Source organism: Deinococcus wulumuqiensis R12, from assembly GCF_011067105.1.
In the GTDB taxonomy this organism is placed as follows: Bacteria; Deinococcota; Deinococci; order Deinococcales; family Deinococcaceae; genus Deinococcus; species Deinococcus wulumuqiensis.
Genome location: NZ_CP049357.1, coordinates 1,562,352 through 1,577,497 on the forward strand (window position 1 = coordinate 1,562,352; position 15,146 = coordinate 1,577,497).

Genomic DNA, 15,146 nt, shown 5'->3' on the forward strand with positions numbered 1-15,146 from the left:
GTTCCCGATGCTAGCAGGTCTTCAGCCGTACTGGGTGCCCCAGCGGTCCTGAGTCCGCTCCCACTCGGCCTGCCAGACGGCGCGGGGCATCTTTTGCGGGTGCAGCAACTGGTCGAGGTCCTGCGGGCCGAGCTGCCGGTACTCGCCGGGGTTCAGGTCGCCCAGCCACAGCCCGCCCACCCGGTAGCGCACCAGCCGGCCCACCGGGTGCCCGATGGCGGCGAGCATCCGGCGCACCTGGCGGTTGCGGCCCTCGCCCAGCACCACGTAAGCGCCGTCCTCGGTGGGGGCGGCACTCAGGGCCTGCGCGGGGCCGTCGTCCATGGCGATGCCGCGCACCAGCACGTCGAGTTCGGCCTGGGTCGGCGCGTCGCGGCCTTCGGTCCAGGCGCGGTAGGCCTTTTCGTGGCCGTAGCGGGGGTGGGTCAGGGTCAGGGTCAGGTCGCCGTCGTTGGTGAGCAGCAGCAGCCCTTCGGAATCCTTGTCCAGCCGCCCCACCGGATGCAGGCCCGGCACGTCGGGCATGGCGTCCAGCACGTTGCGCCGCCCGTATTCGTCCTGGGCGGTGGTGACGTAACCCGGGGGCTTGTACAGCGCGTAGGTGACGGCCTCGGGGCGCGTGAGTTCCACCAGCCGCCCGTCCACGCGCACGTCGTCGGCGTCGGTCACGCTCTGGCCCAGGCCCGCCGTCTGCCCGTTGACGCTGACCCGTCCGGCACGAATCAGGTCCTCGGCGGCGCGGCGCGAGGCGATGCCCGCGCGGGCGAGGCGCTTGTGCAGCCTCTCAGCGGACACCGGCCTCACCTCCCCGGCGGCCCAGCGGCGTGGAGAGCAGGGCGAGCAGCGCGGCGAGGCCCAGCCACCCGACCACCAGCCACAGCAGCAGCCGCAGCGAGGGCGGCAAGGTCGTCTGAAGCCGCAGCAAGGCGGGCAGCAGGGCGGCGACCGTCAGCAGGTTGCCGGCGACCAGACCGCCCACCTTGGCATCGTCGGGCCGGGCACTGGCGGCGAGTTGAAACAGCCCCCAGGCGAGCAGCAGCCCCCCCGAGACGCGGGCGAGCCACAGCGGGGAGATTCCGGCGATGCTTGCCAGGTCACCCGAGAGGAAATACAGCAGCAGCCCGAGCGGAACCAGCAGCAGGGCGGTCATCCAGAAGGCGGCGCGTAACACGGGGGACAGTGTAGTGGGTCCGGCCCGCCGGGAAAGGGGGCGGCGGCGGGCCTTCTCTCTAGCCGCCTTAACCCTTCCGCTGCCCACATTTGCCGCCCGCCGCTCTACCTTTGGCCCATGATCAAGGGCAAAGAACTGCTGGGCCGTCCCGTCGTCGCCGTGAGCAACGGAGCGCAGGTCGACAACGTGCATGACGTGGTGTTCGACCACCAGGGCAACCGGGTGCTGGCGCTGCTGGTGGAAGAAGGCGGCTGGTTCAGCGCGGGCAAGGCCGTGCCGTTCGAGCGCGTGCAGTCCATCGGGGAAAAGGCCGTGATGATCGCCACCCCCGAGGACGTGGTGAACACGCGGCGCGACCCGGTACTCAAGGAAGCGCTGGCAGGCAAGACCAACCTGATCGGCATGACCCTCCTGACCACCGACGGCCAGACGCTCGGCAAGATCACCGACGTGTACTTCGACGAGCGCAGCGGACAGGTGGAGGGCTACGAGGCGTCGGGCGGGCTGTTTGCCGACATGACCAACGGGCGTACCTTTATCCCCGCGCCCCAGACCATTCAGATCGGCAAGGACAGCGCCATCGTGCCCGCAGACGTGGCCGCCGCCATGCGTGAGCAGGCGCCGGGGGGCATTCGCGGAGCGTTTCACGCGGCGGGCCAGAGCCTGAGCGGAGTGGGGCAGGGCCTGACCGGGGCCGTTCAGGGCGCCGCCGACAGCGTGCGCGGAGCCTACGAGGACACCAGCCGCAGCGTGCGTGACACCTACGAAAACGTCACCGAGAACGTGCAGGACGCCGCCCGTGAGGGGCAGGCCCAGGCACGGGCGGCGGTGGACACCCTGCGGACCCGCGTGCAGGAGGAAGCCGAGGACCTGCGCGACGCAAGCGCCGAGCGGCAGCGCGCTTTCGTGGTCGGCAAGGTGGCCGGGGAGGACGTGCGGACGGAGAGCGGCGTGCTGATCGTGGCGAAAGGTACCCCCATAGACGAGGGGCAGGCCCGCTTCGCCGAGCAGAGTGGCGCCCTGCCCGCTCTGGTCGCTGCGGCCACCGCAGGTGGCGTGCAGGAAGGCGTGCGTGGCCTGCTGGCCGACCCGCAGAGTGCCTCGGGGGACGTGGTGGGCCGCCGCGTACAGGAAGACGTGCGCTCGTCGGTGGGCAGCCTGATTGCCGTGCAGGGCCAGATCGTGACCCCGGCGGTGGCGCAGCGCGCCCGTGAACTCGGCCTGGAGGAGCGCCTGTATGCGGCGACCCGGACAGGCGGCGTGGCGGCGGGCGTGGGCGGCGCGGCGCTGCCCGACCCGGCGGAGCTGCGTGAGCAGGCCACCGAACTGCGCGACCAGCTGGCCGAGGGGCTGAGCAGCGTGTCGCAGAACGTGTCGCAGGGCGCGGGCGAACTGCTGGGCCGCGCCAAATCCTGGCTCGGAGAAAAGCGCGAGGACCTGGAGGAAACGCTTGACCGGCAGGAGCAGGAAGCGCACCACGCACGCGTCCGGGACGCGCTCGGGCGCCCAGTGACCCGCGCCGTGCTCACCCGCACCGACCGGGTGATTCTTCAGCCCGGTGAACTCGTCACGCACGCCGCGCTGGACGAGGCCCGCGCCGCCGGGGTGCTCGACCTGCTGCTGGACAGTGTAGACACGGCCAGTTTGGACTCAGGCGCCCGACTGAGCTGAGGTCCGCCCCCCTCTCCCGGTTCCCGCGCTGGCCCATGAAGAAGAAGGCAACGGCGCGGGAACCTTTTTGTCCCTGTTCCCGTATGGTGACTTGTATGCAGCAGATTGCCATGACCCAACAAAGGACGCTGGATCAGGTTCGGACCTTCATGGCCCGCACCTATTCCTGGATGGCGGCGGGCCTCGCGCTCACCGCTGGCGTCGCTTACCTGACCGCCCAGAACGAAGCCCTCGCCATGCAGGTCGCCGGACTGCGCCTTCCGCTGATGCTCGCGCAGCTTGCGCTGGTGTTCGTGCTCAGCATGTTCGCCCAGCGCCTGAACGCCGGGGTCGCCGGACTGCTGTTTATCGGCTACGCCGCGCTCACCGGCCTGACCTTCAGCGCCCTGCTGTTCGCCTACTCGCCCGCCGCCGTCTTTACCGCGTTTGCCGTGAGCGCCGGCACCTTCGGCCTGATGAGTGTGGCCGGATTCGTCATCAAAAAAGACCTGAGCGCGATGGGCCGCTTTTTCATGTTCGCGTTGCTGGGCCTGATCGTCGCCATGCTGGTCAACCTGTTCGTGGGCAGCAGCGCCCTGAGCCTCGGCATCAGCGTCGTGGGCGTGCTGCTGTTCGCGGGTCTGACCGCCTACGACACCCAGATGCTGCGCAACCTCGCCCTGAGCGGCATCAGCGGCGAGCAGGCCGAGCGCGCCTCCATCAACGGGGCACTCGCGCTGTACCTCGACTTCATCAACATGTTCCTGTTCCTGCTGAACATCGGCAACTCGCGCGACTGAGCGCCAACCGACCACCGGCATCCCACCCTTTACTCCTGCGCCCTGGCCTCTCCGGTCAGGGTTTTTTCGTGTCGGTCTGCCAGGGTGTTGAACCCCCCGTCAGGACAGACTGGGGGGATTGACAAAGTGATGCCAAATGTGAAGCGCAGGCCGTGAGGGTTCTGTTAGACGGCGCTGCTTACAGTGGCCCGCATGACTCCGCCCGCAGCTCCCCACGCTGCCCTGCCCGCACCCTGCGAACGGTCCGCGTTTCCCCGACAGACCTTCGAAACGCTGCGCACGCAGTTCACCCTGGTGATCTCGCTGCTGGCGTTTTTGCCCAACCTGGTGCTGACCCTGGCTTCTGCGGGCAACCTGAGCTGGTCGGGCGCGGCCTGGATCCTGCTGGTGGGTCTGCTCTCGGCAGTCATCGGCTACGTGCTCAGCGGCGCACTGCTGCGTCCCCTGCACCGGCTGGAACTGGAAGTGGGCGAGGGCGACTTCGCGCAGTTTCACACCGACGACCCGCGCGAAATCCGCTCGCTGCGCCGGGCCTTCGGCAGCCTGATGACGCGGCTGGGCACCGAGCAGACCCGCCGCAACGCCTTTATGGCGACGCTGGTGCATGATCTCAAGACGCCCCTGATCGCAGCTGGGCACCTGACCCGCGCCCTGACCGAACTGCCGCTTCCCGACCATGAAAAACGCGCCGTGGGCGAGCAGCTCCAGACCGAAACCGAGCGGCTGCTCGCGCTGGTGCAGCAGATGGCCGACGCCCACCGTTTCGAGCGCGACGACGTGCAACTTCACCTTGCCCCGGCCGACCTGCGCGAGGTGGCCGAGCAGGTGGCGCGGCGCCTGCGCCCCCAGGCCGAGGCCCTGGGCCTGACCCTCCACGTGGACGGCGCCGGGCAGGCCGAGGTGGACCGCGCCGCCCTGGAACGCGCCCTGGGCAACCTCACCGAAAATGCCCTGCGCTATGCCCGGCACGAGGTCCGGCTCACGGTGGCACCCCGGCACGTCTGCGTGCAGGACGACGGCCCCGGCCTGAACGTCCCCCTGAACGAACTCGCCCAACCCTTCAACGCCCAGCCGGTCGTCATCGCCGGGCAACAGTACACCGCCGGAACGGCGGGCCTCGGGCTGTTCATCGTTCGGCGCATCGCCGAGGCGCACGGCGGCACGCTGCGCTATGGCCGTGAACCTCCGCAGGGAGGCCCGCCTGCCGCGCCCGACGCTTCCCCCTTGACCACCTTCACCCTCGTTCTGCCGGAGGTTTTGCCATGAGAATAGTGATTGCCGACGACCATCCCCTCTTTCGTATGGGCCTGAAGTACGCCCTGATTCAGCAGGGCTTCGACGTGGTGGCCGAGGCCGCCGACGGGCCGAGTGCGCTCGACGCCTGCCGCACCTACCAGCCCGACGCCGCGCTGCTCGACGTCAAGATGCCCGGCATGACCGGCATCGAGGTCTGTGACCGCCTGCGCCTGACCGCGCCGCGTGTGGTCAGCATCCTGATCACCACCTTCGCTGAGCCGGCCATCGTGCAGGCCGCCCGCGCCGCCGGGGCCAAGGGGTATGTGAGCAAGGAAACCGACCCCGAAAGCCTCGCCCGGCAGCTGCGCGACATCGTGGCCCATCCGGAAGTCGACCGGCTGCCGCAGGTGGACGTGCCGCGCCTGACCCCCCGCGAGTCGGAGGTGCTGCCGCTGCTCGCCCGGGGCTTTTCCAACAAGGAAATCGCCCGCGACCTGGGCGTCAGCCCCGACACCGTCAAGGACCACCTCGCCCGCCTGTACAGCAAGCTCAACGCCGGGGACCGCACCGAAGCCGTCAGCCGGGCCAGGAGCATCGGCCTGCTCAGCTGACCCGATTTCGAATTCGACTTCGCGCATTCAAGGAACGTGCTTGAATGCGCCTCGCTTCATTATTGATACGGATTCCGATTGAATCTGGTAGTTTCAGATTCAATCCGACTTGCAAAGCTGCGCAGCAGAGCGGATGCGAGTAGGAAAAAATACGGATTCCGCGATATAGATGCACAGGCGGCGCTTTCCCGACTATGCAGGAATTAAGCGGAATCCGTATGACAATGTGCAAAGTTGGTCTCAAGCCTGCTGTGCCGACTGGCTCATGGCCCATAGCTCATGGCAAGGGGAATAGGGCTTCTCGGCAGATACGAACAGACCGCGTTCTCAATAGGAACCCTATTGCCTTCGACTTCCTTACCGCGTCATACGGCTTCCGTATCAGATGTCCAGCGTCACTGTCACGGGTCCGTCGTTGACCAGTTCGATTTCCATGTGGGCGCCGAACACGCCTTCGCCTACCGGCAGCCCCAGGGCACGCAGGGCGGTATTGAATTCGGCGTACAGCTCGCGGCCCTGTTCGGGCGGCGCCGCCCCGATGAAACTCGGGCGGTTGCCCCGGCTGGTGTCGGCGAAGAGGGTGAACTGGCTGATGCTCAGCACGCCGCCGCCGATGTCCACCACCGAGCGGTTCATCTTGCCCGCCTCGTCGCTGAAGATGCGCAGTTTGGCGAGCTTGGCGGCCAGGGTCCGGGCGGTGTCCAGGGTGTCCTGCGGAGCGACCCCCAGCAAGACCAGCAGGCCGGGGCCGGTTTCTCCCGTCACTTCGCCGCCCACCACGCACCTGGCCCGCGTGACCCGCTGAACGACCGCCCGCATCTCAGTGTTCCAGTCGGCCACGCAAGGAGGTGACCGCGTTCGAGAGCAGTTCGGCTTCCGTCATGTCGAGGTTGCCGCGCGTCTTCTCGGCGAGCATGGCGAGCAGTTTCAGGCTGCGCTCGGCGGTCTGGCGGGCACGGGTTTCGGCCAGCAGGCCGTCACGCGCGGCACTGGCGGTGGCGGCGTTGAGGTCACCGAGCGCCGCTTCGGCCGTGGCCTGCAACGAGTTGACGAGACCGACAAATTCAGGGTGAGGCATGGCAGCGATGCTAGCAGGCTACCGGGAACGCACAGGGACAAAGCGAAAAGCCGCCCCCCGAGTGGGAGGCGACCCTGGGCAGCGGGAGATCAACCAGGAATACGGATTTTCTGACCGGGGTGAATCAGGTCGGGGTTGCTGATGTTGTTGTAGTGGGCGATCTTCTTGTACTCCATGGGATCGCCGTAGTACCGCTCGGCAATCTTGCTGAGGCTGTCGCCCGCCTTGACGGTGTAGACGGTGTCGCCGGTCTCCTCGTCCTTGTCCTTGGCGAGTTCCTTGACGCCCTGGGCCACGCGCAGGCCGCTGACGTCCACGCCACTCACACCTTCGACGCCGCGAGCGAGCTTCTCGGCGAGGCGCAGCTCGTGGTCGTTGTCCACCACGCCGCGCAGAATCACGCTCTTGCCGCTTTGCAGCACGTCGATGGGGTCGTCGGCGAGTTCGCCGTTGCCCCGGATGGCCGCAAGGACGGCCTTGGCGACGCGGCTCGTGTCCTCGATTTCCACTTCACCGGCACTCTGCTGCACGATGTCGGGCATCTGGACGGGGGTCGCGGGAATGTCCTGCACCGTCGGCGCGGGGGCCGCAGGTTTGGCCGGTGCGGCCTGGGGTGCGGGCGCGACCGGGGTGGGGGCCGAAGCCTGCTGAAGCACGGTGACGCCGCTGACGTCCACGTTCTTGACGCCGTTGATGCCGCCGGCCACCGCGTTAATCAGGCCAATGTGCGACTGACGGGCGACCCGGCCCGTCACCTTGACCGTCCCGCGGCTCTCCTGAATGTTCAGCCCCTGGGGAGCGAGCACAGGGTTTGCATTGAACGCATCTTTCACGCGCTCTGCCGTATTCTTTCCAAAAGGCCACATGCCCCAACCATAGCCGACTTCGTGCCTCATGTTACCTTTGTTTAAGGATTGTTCAGGACGTTTGCCCCGAGGAGGAAAACGGAGGGCACCGCAGGGAGGCGCCCGTCTGCGCCATACTCGCAGGCATGACGCAGCTTCCCGAGAATGTCCCTGTCGGCGCCGACGACCGCGCCCGGCTGGATCAGGTGTTCATGCAGGTCGTGCTGGACGTGCAGGCGCAGGTGCAGCAGCAAAAGCCCGCGCAGAGCGGCAACCTCGCCGCCATGTTTCACCGGGAGACGGTGACCGAAGCCCTGCAAGGCTGCGCCATGTTGATCGCTGGCTGGAACCAGGGTCAGGTGGACGCGGCGGGGGTCAGCCGCGCGGCCAAGGCGCTGCGGGCACTGGAACTGCCCGAACTGGCCGAACGGGTCGAAAAATTGCGGGGAATTGCCGAAAGCTAATTGCGGCCAGGCACCCGCCAGAAAAAGACCAGAAAAAGAAACGGAAGAAGCCACCGCTCTCCCGCACGGCGCGGAAAGGGCGGTGGCTTTACCCTGTCTATCCTGTCTCCTGCTCAGGTCTGCCGCTCCGCCGCGAGGTTCTGCACGGCTTCCTGGTCGGCCTGCGCGAGTTCCTCGGCTTTGCCCAGGGCGCCCCACTCGTCCACGCCGCCCGGCAGCACCGGGGGCAGGCCCTGAAGGTAAGCCGCCTGCGCGATGAGGTAAGCGGTGAGCGGCGTGGTCAGAAACTGAAACAGCAGCACGGCGATCAATCGGGTGAGCGCCGCCGACTCCTGAAACGAGAGCGCGACCCCCAGGAAAATGCCTGCCGAACCCAGCGTCACCAGCTTGGAACTGGCGTGCAGCCGCGAATACAGGTCGGGAAAGCGCACCATCCCGATGGCCGCCGTGAGCACGAAAAAGGCGCCAATCAGGATGGGAATGTCGCGCCAGGGGTTGAAGTCACGCAGCAGGGCCTCCCCCATCAGCGCATCACCCGCCCGACGAGCAGGTAGCGGGTCAGGGCCACCGTGCTCAGAAAGCCCAGCAGCGACAGGACCAGCGCGGCGTCGAGCATCACCAGCATGCGGCTGCGCACGGCCAGCAGCGCGAACAGCACCACCAGATTCACACTCAGAAAGTCGAAAGCCATGATGCGGTCGCCCCAGCTCGGGCCGCGCAGCACACGGTAGGTCACGAGCAGGACCGAGAGGGTCACGATGCCCAGAGCGATATCGATGATCATGTCAGCACCTCGCCTTGCCGAAAGGAGCGCGAACCGGGCTGAAGAAAGCGCAGCAGCTCCTCTTCCACCTTGACGATGCTGTCGCGGGCCGCCTGCGCCGTCGGCAGCCCCACCGCGTGGGCATAGAGCGTGCGGCGGTCATGGCTCAGCCCCATCGCCACCGTGCCCGGCATCAGGGTGATGGCGGCGGCGAGCAGGGTCAGCCCCAGTTCGCTCTGCAGCCGCAGCGGCACCGCCACGATCATGGGGTTGAGCTGCGGGTCACGCCGCAGGGACATCAGCGCGACCTGCACGTTGGCCACCGTCAGCTCCCGCAGGAAAAAGACCACGAAGCTCGCCAGCCCCCGGCTGCGTTCCAGGTACCGCTCCGCCCCCAGCGCACGTGGAAAGAGCAGCACGATGAGAAAGCCGACCAGAAACCCGACGACCAGTTCGCGGCTGCTCACCTCGCCGGAAAACAGCGCCCACACGACCGCCAGCAGCAGATTGAGCGCCAGCCCCCTCATTTCTTCTCCTCCTTCGGCCCGTCTTTTTTCTGCACGTCGTCACCCGTCGGCGGCGGCGGAATCACCACCGGCGCGGTGCCCAGTACGCCCCGGATGTAGCGCCCCGGTTCGCCCAGTTCCCGCGCCACCGTGCCCGAGAAGGCGAGCAGCGGCCCGGCGCCCAGGCTCAGCCCCGCCACCAGCGCCGAGGCCAGATACGCGGGCAGGCGCTGAGCGAGCGGCACGCGGCGCACCGGTTCCTCACGCGGGTGCTTGCCCCAGAAAAAGCCGCGCCAGACGCTCAGCAGAGCGTAGAGCGTAATCAGGCTGGACAGCAGCGCACTCACCACGGCGACGACGATCAGGGGCGACCCCTGCGCCGCTGCCTGGGCCAGTCCCGCCCGCACCAGCGCGAACTTGGCGATAAACCCGCCGCTCGGCGGCAGTCCGGCCACCGTGAGGGCGCACAGCAGGAAGCAGGCGGCCAGCAGCGGCATGAATTCCAGAAATCCCCGCGCCTTGACGTTGCGCGTGCCGCTTGCCCGCTCCGCCACGCCCGCGATCAGGAACAGCGCCAGCGTGACCAGCACGCTCACCGCGAGGTAGGCGACGGTGGCCCGCAGCGCCTCGGGCGTGCCGATGCCCAGCCCGAAGGCCAGGTAGCCCACGCTGCCCACCACCGTGAACGACAGGATGCGCCGCCACTCGCGCTGGCTGACCGCGCCCAGCGCCCCGTAGAGCATGGTGACCGCGCCCAGGCCCAGCAGGAGCGATTGCGGCAGCGCCGGGTCCTGCGGAAAGACGGTGGTGAACACGCGCAGCAGGGCGTAGACGCCCACTTTGGTCAGCACCGCCGCGAAGAAGGTGCCGCTGGCGGTGGGCAGCGCCGGGTAGGTGCCGGGCAGCCAGAAGCCCAGCGGAAACAGTGCGCCCTTGGCGGCAAACACGATCAGCAGCAGCACGCTGACCGCCGTGACGGTGGTGTTCGGCCCCAGTTCGGCGCTGCGCTGCGCGAGGTGCGCGAAGTTGAGTGTGCCCAGTACCCCGTAGGTCAGGCCGCAGGCCAGGACCAGCAGCGCCGAGGCGGTCAGGTTCATCACGATGTAGCGAAACCCCTCGCGCAGTTGCTCGCGGCCACTGCCCAGCACCGCCAGGGCGTAGCTCGCCACCAGCATCACCTCGAAGGCCACGAACAGGTTGAACAGGTCGCCGGTCAGGAACGAGAGCTGCACGCCGGTCATGAGCAGCAGCAGCAGCGCAAAAGCGTGGTGCCGCTCGCGCACCCGGTCCTGCTCGGTCACCATGAACCACGCGGCGAAAAGGCCCGAGACGGCGCCCAGCACGCTCATGTAGGCAGCCAGCCGGTCGGCGGCCATCACGATGCCGAAAGGAGCCGACCAGCCGCCCAGCGCACTGACCAGCACCGTGCCGTCGCCGGTGGCCGCCAGCAGCAGGCACGCGAACAGCAGTGTCAGCGCCATGCCGCCGAGCAATACGCCCACCTGAAGCGGGCGGCGCAGCGGGGCCAGCGCCAGCAGCCCGAGGCCCAGCGGCGTCAGAATCGGCGCGAGCGGCAGCCAGGAATTCACCACGCCCGCCGCAATTGTCGTCACCTCGCCGCTCATGCGCGGCCCCCGGCGGAAACGGGGTGGGCGGGTCCGGACTCCTCTTCCCACTCGGGCTGGTCGGGACTCTGGTGCTCGGGGTCGGCCCCCAGGCCGTCGGGGGCGTCGGGGTCACGGGCGAGGCTGTCGCCGAACGCCTCCACGTCTTCGTGCCCGGCCACCTGATAGGCCCGCAGCGCGACGGTCAGCAGCAGCGCCGTGGTCGCGAACCCGATCACGATGGCGGTCAGGATGAGTGCCTGTGGCAGCGGGTCCACATACGGCCCCGGCAGCGTGAGCAGCGGCGGCGACTTGTCTTCCAGTCCCGCCACCGTCAGGATGGCGAGATTGACGCCGTAGCCGATAAACGCCAGCCCCAGCACCACCCGCACGATGGAGCGCGAGAGCAGCAAAAACACGCCGGAACCGACCAGAATGCCGATAATCAGGGCAAAGAGGGACGCCATTATTCGTCTCCCTCGACCCGCTCGGTGGGACGCACGTCGGTGAGGGCGGCGGCAATCAGCATGGTGCTGCCGACCACCACCCCGAACACGCCGATGTCGAACAGCATCGCGGTGGCCCACTCGAACTCGCCGGTCAGCTCGGTGGTGAGGTAGCCGTAGTCGCTTTTCAGAAAGGGGCGGCCCAGCAGGTACGGCACCAGCCCGGTCACGAACGACAGCGCCGCGCCCCAGGGAATCAGCCGCGCCGGGTCCACGCGCAGCGCACTCTCGCCGGTGGCGATGCGGTGCAGGATCAGGGCGCAGGCGGTCATCAGGCCCGCGATAAAGCCGCCGCCCGGTGCGTTGTGCCCGCGCCAGAGCAGCAGCAGCGCAAAAATCATCACCAGCGCGAAGGCCGCCCGGCTCACCGTCCGCAGGATGGGGTCGCCGCTCAGGGGCGCAGGCGTGGGGGCGAGCGGCCCGGCCTGTCCGCCCGGCTCACCCCGGACAGCCGCCCCCGCAACAGGTGCGGCGCGGGGGGCCTTTTTCTTTTTCGGACTCATGGCTGGCCTCCTTCACGGGGCGGGGCAGGGTCTGAACTCGCGGAAGCTGCGGGCGCCCTGGGGGTCAGAATCGGCGCCCCCTCGGGTGTGACGCCGTGCGCCGGGGTGCGGGGACGACCCGGTTTGCCCAGCCGGACCAGGCTGGAGACGGCCAGCGCCACCATCGCCACCACCAGTCCTTCGCCCAGGGTGTCGAAGCCCCGGAAATCCACCAGCAGCACGTTCACGGCGTTTTTGCCGCCGCCGCCCGCGTAGGAGTTGACCAGATACCAGGGCGAAATCGGCGGCGCCAGAAAACGCAGGCTGGACAGCACCAGCAGCGTCACGCCGACACCTGCCCCCGCCGCGAGCAGCCCGTCGAGGACCAGTCGGCCCCGGGTGCGCGGCAGGTCACGGACGCCCGGCAGGTAACGGAAGGCGAGCAGAAACAGGATGACCGTCACGGCCTCCACCAGCAGTTGGGTCAGGGCGAGGTCGGGAGCACGCAGGGCGAGAAAGGCGGCGGCGCTGCCGAACCCCGTCAGGCCGGTCACGATGACGGCAGTCAGGCGGTTGTTGGACAGCAGCACGCCCGCCGCGCCCCCGACCAGCAGCACCGCGATGGGCACGATTCCGAGCGGCACACTGCCGATGCCGTGAAACACCTGCGGCGAGCGCCACACCGCGTACCCGCCGATGAGTCCGGCGGCCAGCAGCGAAATTCGCATCTGGTCGGGCAGCGCCAGGCCCTGCGTGCGGGCGATCAGCCGGCTGGACACGGTGTTCAGGCCCTGCACCAGCGAGTAGTACACCGTGTTGGCGTTCCAGCGCGGCGCCAGGCGACTTTGCAGCTCGGCAAAGGGCCGCGCCTGCCAGACCAGCAGCCCGCCGATCAGCCAGGTCAGCCCCGTGAGCAGCAGCGCCGGGGTCACGCCGTGCCACAGCGCGAGGTGACCCTCGACCTCCCCGAAGCCCAGGGCGGTTTCGGCGCTGCGCGTGAGCACCTCCGCCGCGTGGGGCCACAGGCCGAACAGCAGCGCGGCCCCCGCCAGCAGCCCCGCCGGAACGGTCAGGCTGAGCGGCGCCTCGTGGATATCGTCCTTGACCGCTTCGTGCCGCAGTTCGCGCTGCGTGGGGGTCAGGCCCAGACGGTGCGCGAAAAAGATGCTCATCAGCCGGGCGCAGTAGGCGAAAGTCAGCGCACTGCCGATCACCGCCACGGCGATGAACGCGGGACCGGCGTGCAGCATGTTCTCGTAGAACAGTTCCTTGGAAACGAAGCCCCCCAGCGGCGGAATCCCGGCCATGCTCAGTGAGGCGAGCAGGGCGATCACGAAGGTGACCGGCAGCTTGCGGCGCAGGTTCTGGAGGTAGGGAATCTCGCGGGTGCCGGTTTCGTGGTCGATGATGCCCACCACGAAAAACAGCGCCGCCTTGAACGCCGCGTGGTTGAGCAGGTGCGCGGTGGCGGCGAAGCGTCCGTCGGCGTCGGCCAGGCCGTACAGACTCATCAGCAGCCCGAGCTGCGACACGGTGGAGTACGCCAGCAGCGCCTTGAGGTCGGTCTGCCGCAGCGCCAGCCACGACCCCCACGCCATCGTCAGCAGGCCCAGCGGCACCAGCAGCCCCGACCACAGCGGCGACGCGGCGAAAATCAGCCCGAACTTGGCGACCAGCACCACCCCGGCCTTGACCATGGTGGCCGAGTGCAAAAAGGCCGAGATGGGCGTGGGCGCCTCCATCGCGGTGGGCAGCCAGATGTGAAAGGGCAACTGCGCCGATTTGGTCAGCGCGGCCAGCAGGGTACACAGCAGGGCGGGCACGAACAGCGGCGACTCGCGCACGGCGCCCAGGTCGAGTTGCGAGAGGTTGGTGCTCCCCCCGGCAATCGAGAGCATGGCGGCGGCGGCGAGCAGCCCCAGCCCCCCCAGCGCCGAAATCAGGAACGCCTTGACCGCGCCGTCGCGCGCCGCGCTGCGGGTGTGCCACAGCCCGATCAGGAGAAAGCTGGTCACACTGGTCATTTCCCAGAAGCCGAACAGCGCCACGAGGTTGTCGCTCAGGACCAGCCCCAGCATGGAGCCGCCGAAGGCCAGCAGGTACGGGTAAAAGCGGCTGAATTTTTCCCGGGGCGAGAGGTAGGCGACCGAGTACAGCGTGGCGAGCGTGCCGATCACGCCGATCAGGACCGCGAACAGCAGCGAAAACCCGTCGCCCCGGAACACCAGGTTCAGCCCCAGGTCGGGCACCCAGCGCGTCGTTTCGGTGAGAGGAACGGCGCCGGGCTGAGCGGCGAGCGGCAGCGCCAGCGCCAGCGCGGGCAGAAACCCGGCAGCGGCGAGGTACCCGGTAGCGCGCCCCAGACGCGGGCCGAGCAGGGCGCACACGGCGGCCATCAGAAACGGAAACAGAACCGCGAGGGTCACGGGCTTCTCCCGTTGCCTCCCGGCGAAAGGTCGGACGAATGGTGACAAAGAGGGTGAAGTTCAGGCATAGGGCCTCCATCACAGCACAGGTCGGGCCGCCAGACGGCGCCGCGACACGCTGCATCAAGTCAGGACAGGCACCGGGGGCGCCGCGTTCAGGCTGCCCCGGTCCTCGCTGGGCGGGACTTCGGGAACCGTCCCCCTCCGGTTCCCACGTTTCCTCGGCTGACCCCGGTGTGTGGGGAGCCGACCGGTCCCCAGTGTACCGGAGGCGCCGGGCGAGGGGGGCGGCGGCGCTACACTTGCGCGGTGAAGACCTACACCGTACAAGTGGGCGACGTCACGCGCGACCTGCCGCTGATGGAAGTGCCCGGCGGCCTGCGCGTGGCCCTGTTCAACATGCTGGGCGACACCGAAGTGACCGAAGCGGCGGGCAAAGCGCTCGCGGCCAAGCTGCCCAGTGATGTCGAGGTGCTCGTCACTCCCGAGGTCAAGGCCGTGTCGCTCGCGCACGTCATCAGCCGCGAGTCGGGCAAGCCCTACATCGTGATTCGCAAGACGCAAAAGCCCTACATGCACGACCCGGTGGCCCGCGAAGTGGTCAGCATCACCACCGGCAAGCCGCAACTGCTGGTGCTCGACGGCTTCGACGTGGACAAGCTGCGCGGCAAGCGCGTCGCCATCGTGGACGACGTGGTGTCCAGCGGCGGCACCCTGCACTCCATCACCGAGATTCTGAACGAGGTGGGGGCCGAGGTCGCGGCGGTGGTCGCCGTCTTCACCGAAGGGCAGGAACGCCCCGAGGTGACGGCGCTGGGGCACCTGCCGCTGTTTACGGAGGAGAGGGTGGAGGGGTGAAGGGTGGAGGGTAAAAAGAAGAAAGAAGGCCTGGGCCGATGCTCAGGCTTTTTTCTCTTTACTCTCTCCCCTCACCTCTCCACCCTCATACGGATTCCGCTTAATTCCTGCACAGTCGGGCCTGTACAGTTGGGAAGGCGCCGCCT

General features: G+C 68.3%; 18 protein-coding genes. 6 read left to right on the top strand and 12 right to left on the bottom strand.

Translation table 11 applies throughout. The features are described 5' to 3' along the window. Positions 1-21: 21 nt before the first annotated feature. Positions 22-795: a pseudouridine synthase gene (locus G6R31_RS07600; protein WP_017869032.1), complete on the bottom strand. Its 774-nt coding sequence runs from the start codon at positions 793-795 to the stop codon at positions 22-24. Further along, the gene (locus G6R31_RS07605; protein WP_017869033.1) at positions 785-1,171 is read right to left on the bottom strand and encodes a hypothetical protein; all 387 of its coding nucleotides are present in this window, start codon (positions 1,169-1,171) and stop codon (positions 785-787) included. The genes G6R31_RS07600 and G6R31_RS07605 overlap by 11 nt, the downstream gene beginning before the upstream one ends. Positions 1,172-1,288: 117 nt before the next feature. On the opposite strand from G6R31_RS07605, the gene G6R31_RS07610 reads away from it, so the two are divergent. The 4 genes from G6R31_RS07610 to G6R31_RS07625 all read left to right on the top strand — a co-directional run bounded on the left by G6R31_RS07610 (position 1,289) and on the right by G6R31_RS07625 (position 5,468). Then, on the top strand, positions 1,289-2,842 hold the full coding sequence (locus G6R31_RS07610; protein ID WP_017869034.1) for a PRC-barrel domain-containing protein: 1,554 nt from the start codon (positions 1,289-1,291) through the stop codon (positions 2,840-2,842). 95 nt (positions 2,843-2,937) lie between these two features. Continuing rightward, a complete protein-coding gene (locus G6R31_RS07615) occupies positions 2,938-3,621 on the top strand; it encodes a Bax inhibitor-1/YccA family protein (protein WP_017869035.1) in 684 nt (227 codons plus the stop codon). A gap of 192 nt (positions 3,622-3,813) precedes the next feature. Next, positions 3,814-4,887, top strand: a complete 1,074-nt coding sequence (locus tag G6R31_RS07620; RefSeq protein WP_017869036.1) for a HAMP domain-containing sensor histidine kinase — start codon at positions 3,814-3,816, stop codon at positions 4,885-4,887. Further along, positions 4,884-5,468, top strand: coding sequence for a response regulator transcription factor (locus G6R31_RS07625; RefSeq protein ID WP_025567769.1), 585 nt, complete (start codon positions 4,884-4,886; stop codon positions 5,466-5,468). Before G6R31_RS07620 ends, G6R31_RS07625 begins: the two co-directional genes overlap by 4 nt. 381 nt (positions 5,469-5,849) lie before the next feature. Here the strand turns inward: G6R31_RS07625 and dtd are convergent, their stop codons facing one another. From dtd to G6R31_RS07640, 3 genes are all read right to left on the bottom strand, one after another. Beyond that, the gene (gene dtd, locus G6R31_RS07630; protein WP_025567807.1) at positions 5,850-6,287 is read right to left on the bottom strand and encodes a D-aminoacyl-tRNA deacylase; all 438 of its coding nucleotides are present in this window, start codon (positions 6,285-6,287) and stop codon (positions 5,850-5,852) included. Between the two features lies 1 nt (position 6,288). Further along, positions 6,289-6,546: a DUF1844 domain-containing protein gene (locus G6R31_RS07635; RefSeq protein WP_025567808.1), complete on the bottom strand. Its 258-nt coding sequence runs from the start codon at positions 6,544-6,546 to the stop codon at positions 6,289-6,291. A gap of 89 nt (positions 6,547-6,635) precedes the next feature. Further along, the gene (locus tag G6R31_RS07640; RefSeq protein ID WP_017869040.1) at positions 6,636-7,412 is read right to left on the bottom strand and encodes a LysM peptidoglycan-binding domain-containing protein; all 777 of its coding nucleotides are present in this window, start codon (positions 7,410-7,412) and stop codon (positions 6,636-6,638) included. Between the two features lie 125 nt (positions 7,413-7,537). Between G6R31_RS07640 and G6R31_RS07645 the strand changes: the two genes are divergently transcribed. After that, complete coding sequence (locus G6R31_RS07645) at positions 7,538-7,855, top strand: hypothetical protein (RefSeq protein WP_017869041.1); 318 nt, start codon at positions 7,538-7,540, stop codon at positions 7,853-7,855. Positions 7,856-7,968: 113 nt separating this feature from the next. Here the strand turns inward: G6R31_RS07645 and mnhG are convergent, their stop codons facing one another. Genes mnhG through mbhE form a run of 7 tightly spaced genes read right to left on the bottom strand, consistent with a single transcriptional unit; the run spans position 7,969 to position 14,142 of the window. Next, positions 7,969-8,379: a monovalent cation/H(+) antiporter subunit G gene (gene mnhG, locus G6R31_RS07650; protein WP_017869042.1), complete on the bottom strand. Its 411-nt coding sequence runs from the start codon at positions 8,377-8,379 to the stop codon at positions 7,969-7,971. Then, complete coding sequence (locus G6R31_RS07655) at positions 8,379-8,639, bottom strand: MrpF/PhaF family protein (protein ID WP_017869043.1); 261 nt, start codon at positions 8,637-8,639, stop codon at positions 8,379-8,381. The genes mnhG and G6R31_RS07655 overlap by 1 nt, the downstream gene beginning before the upstream one ends. Beyond that, positions 8,636-9,145 carry a Na+/H+ antiporter subunit E gene (locus G6R31_RS07660; protein ID WP_017869044.1) on the bottom strand — a complete coding sequence of 170 codons (510 nt, stop codon included), beginning with the start codon at positions 9,143-9,145 and terminating at the stop codon, positions 8,636-8,638. The genes G6R31_RS07655 and G6R31_RS07660 overlap by 4 nt, the downstream gene beginning before the upstream one ends. Further along, positions 9,142-10,737: a proton-conducting transporter transmembrane domain-containing protein gene (locus G6R31_RS07665; protein WP_229664834.1), complete on the bottom strand. Its 1,596-nt coding sequence runs from the start codon at positions 10,735-10,737 to the stop codon at positions 9,142-9,144. Before G6R31_RS07665 ends, G6R31_RS07660 begins: the two co-directional genes overlap by 4 nt. 8 nt (positions 10,738-10,745) lie before the next feature. After that, positions 10,746-11,195, bottom strand: coding sequence for an NADH-quinone oxidoreductase subunit K (locus tag G6R31_RS07670; RefSeq protein ID WP_017869046.1), 450 nt, complete (start codon positions 11,193-11,195; stop codon positions 10,746-10,748). Beyond that, the gene (locus G6R31_RS07675) at positions 11,195-11,737 is read right to left on the bottom strand and encodes a Na(+)/H(+) antiporter subunit B (RefSeq protein ID WP_017869047.1); all 543 of its coding nucleotides are present in this window, start codon (positions 11,735-11,737) and stop codon (positions 11,195-11,197) included. Before G6R31_RS07675 ends, G6R31_RS07670 begins: the two co-directional genes overlap by 1 nt. Continuing rightward, on the bottom strand, positions 11,734-14,142 hold the full coding sequence (gene mbhE, locus G6R31_RS07680; protein WP_017869048.1) for a hydrogen gas-evolving membrane-bound hydrogenase subunit E: 2,409 nt from the start codon (positions 14,140-14,142) through the stop codon (positions 11,734-11,736). Before mbhE ends, G6R31_RS07675 begins: the two co-directional genes overlap by 4 nt. Before the next feature lie 309 nt (positions 14,143-14,451). Between mbhE and G6R31_RS07685 the strand changes: the two genes are divergently transcribed. Then, the gene (locus G6R31_RS07685; protein WP_017869049.1) at positions 14,452-15,000 is read left to right on the top strand and encodes a phosphoribosyltransferase family protein; all 549 of its coding nucleotides are present in this window, start codon (positions 14,452-14,454) and stop codon (positions 14,998-15,000) included. The last annotated feature ends 146 nt before the right edge of the window (positions 15,001-15,146 follow it).

Coding starts and splice junctions, on each gene's coding strand:
- G6R31_RS07670 (WP_017869046.1), bottom strand. CDS start 11,195: ATGGCGTCCCTCTTTGCCCTGATTATCGGCATTCTGGTCGGTTCCGGC.
- G6R31_RS07610 (WP_017869034.1), top strand. CDS start 1,289: ATGATCAAGGGCAAAGAACTGCTGGGCCGTCCCGTCGTCGCCGTGAGC.
- G6R31_RS07640 (WP_017869040.1), bottom strand. CDS start 7,412: ATGTGGCCTTTTGGAAAGAATACGGCAGAGCGCGTGAAAGATGCGTTC.
- mnhG (WP_017869042.1), bottom strand. CDS start 8,379: ATGGGGGAGGCCCTGCTGCGTGACTTCAACCCCTGGCGCGACATTCCC.
- G6R31_RS07675 (WP_017869047.1), bottom strand. CDS start 11,737: ATGAGTCCGAAAAAGAAAAAGGCCCCCCGCGCCGCACCTGTTGCGGGG.
- G6R31_RS07620 (WP_017869036.1), top strand. CDS start 3,814: ATGACTCCGCCCGCAGCTCCCCACGCTGCCCTGCCCGCACCCTGCGAA.
- dtd (WP_025567807.1), bottom strand. CDS start 6,287: ATGCGGGCGGTCGTTCAGCGGGTCACGCGGGCCAGGTGCGTGGTGGGC.
- G6R31_RS07645 (WP_017869041.1), top strand. CDS start 7,538: ATGACGCAGCTTCCCGAGAATGTCCCTGTCGGCGCCGACGACCGCGCC.
- G6R31_RS07625 (WP_025567769.1), top strand. CDS start 4,884: ATGAGAATAGTGATTGCCGACGACCATCCCCTCTTTCGTATGGGCCTG.
- G6R31_RS07660 (WP_017869044.1), bottom strand. CDS start 9,145: ATGAGGGGGCTGGCGCTCAATCTGCTGCTGGCGGTCGTGTGGGCGCTG.
- G6R31_RS07635 (WP_025567808.1), bottom strand. CDS start 6,546: ATGCCTCACCCTGAATTTGTCGGTCTCGTCAACTCGTTGCAGGCCACG.
- G6R31_RS07655 (WP_017869043.1), bottom strand. CDS start 8,639: ATGATCATCGATATCGCTCTGGGCATCGTGACCCTCTCGGTCCTGCTC.
- G6R31_RS07615 (WP_017869035.1), top strand. CDS start 2,938: ATGCAGCAGATTGCCATGACCCAACAAAGGACGCTGGATCAGGTTCGG.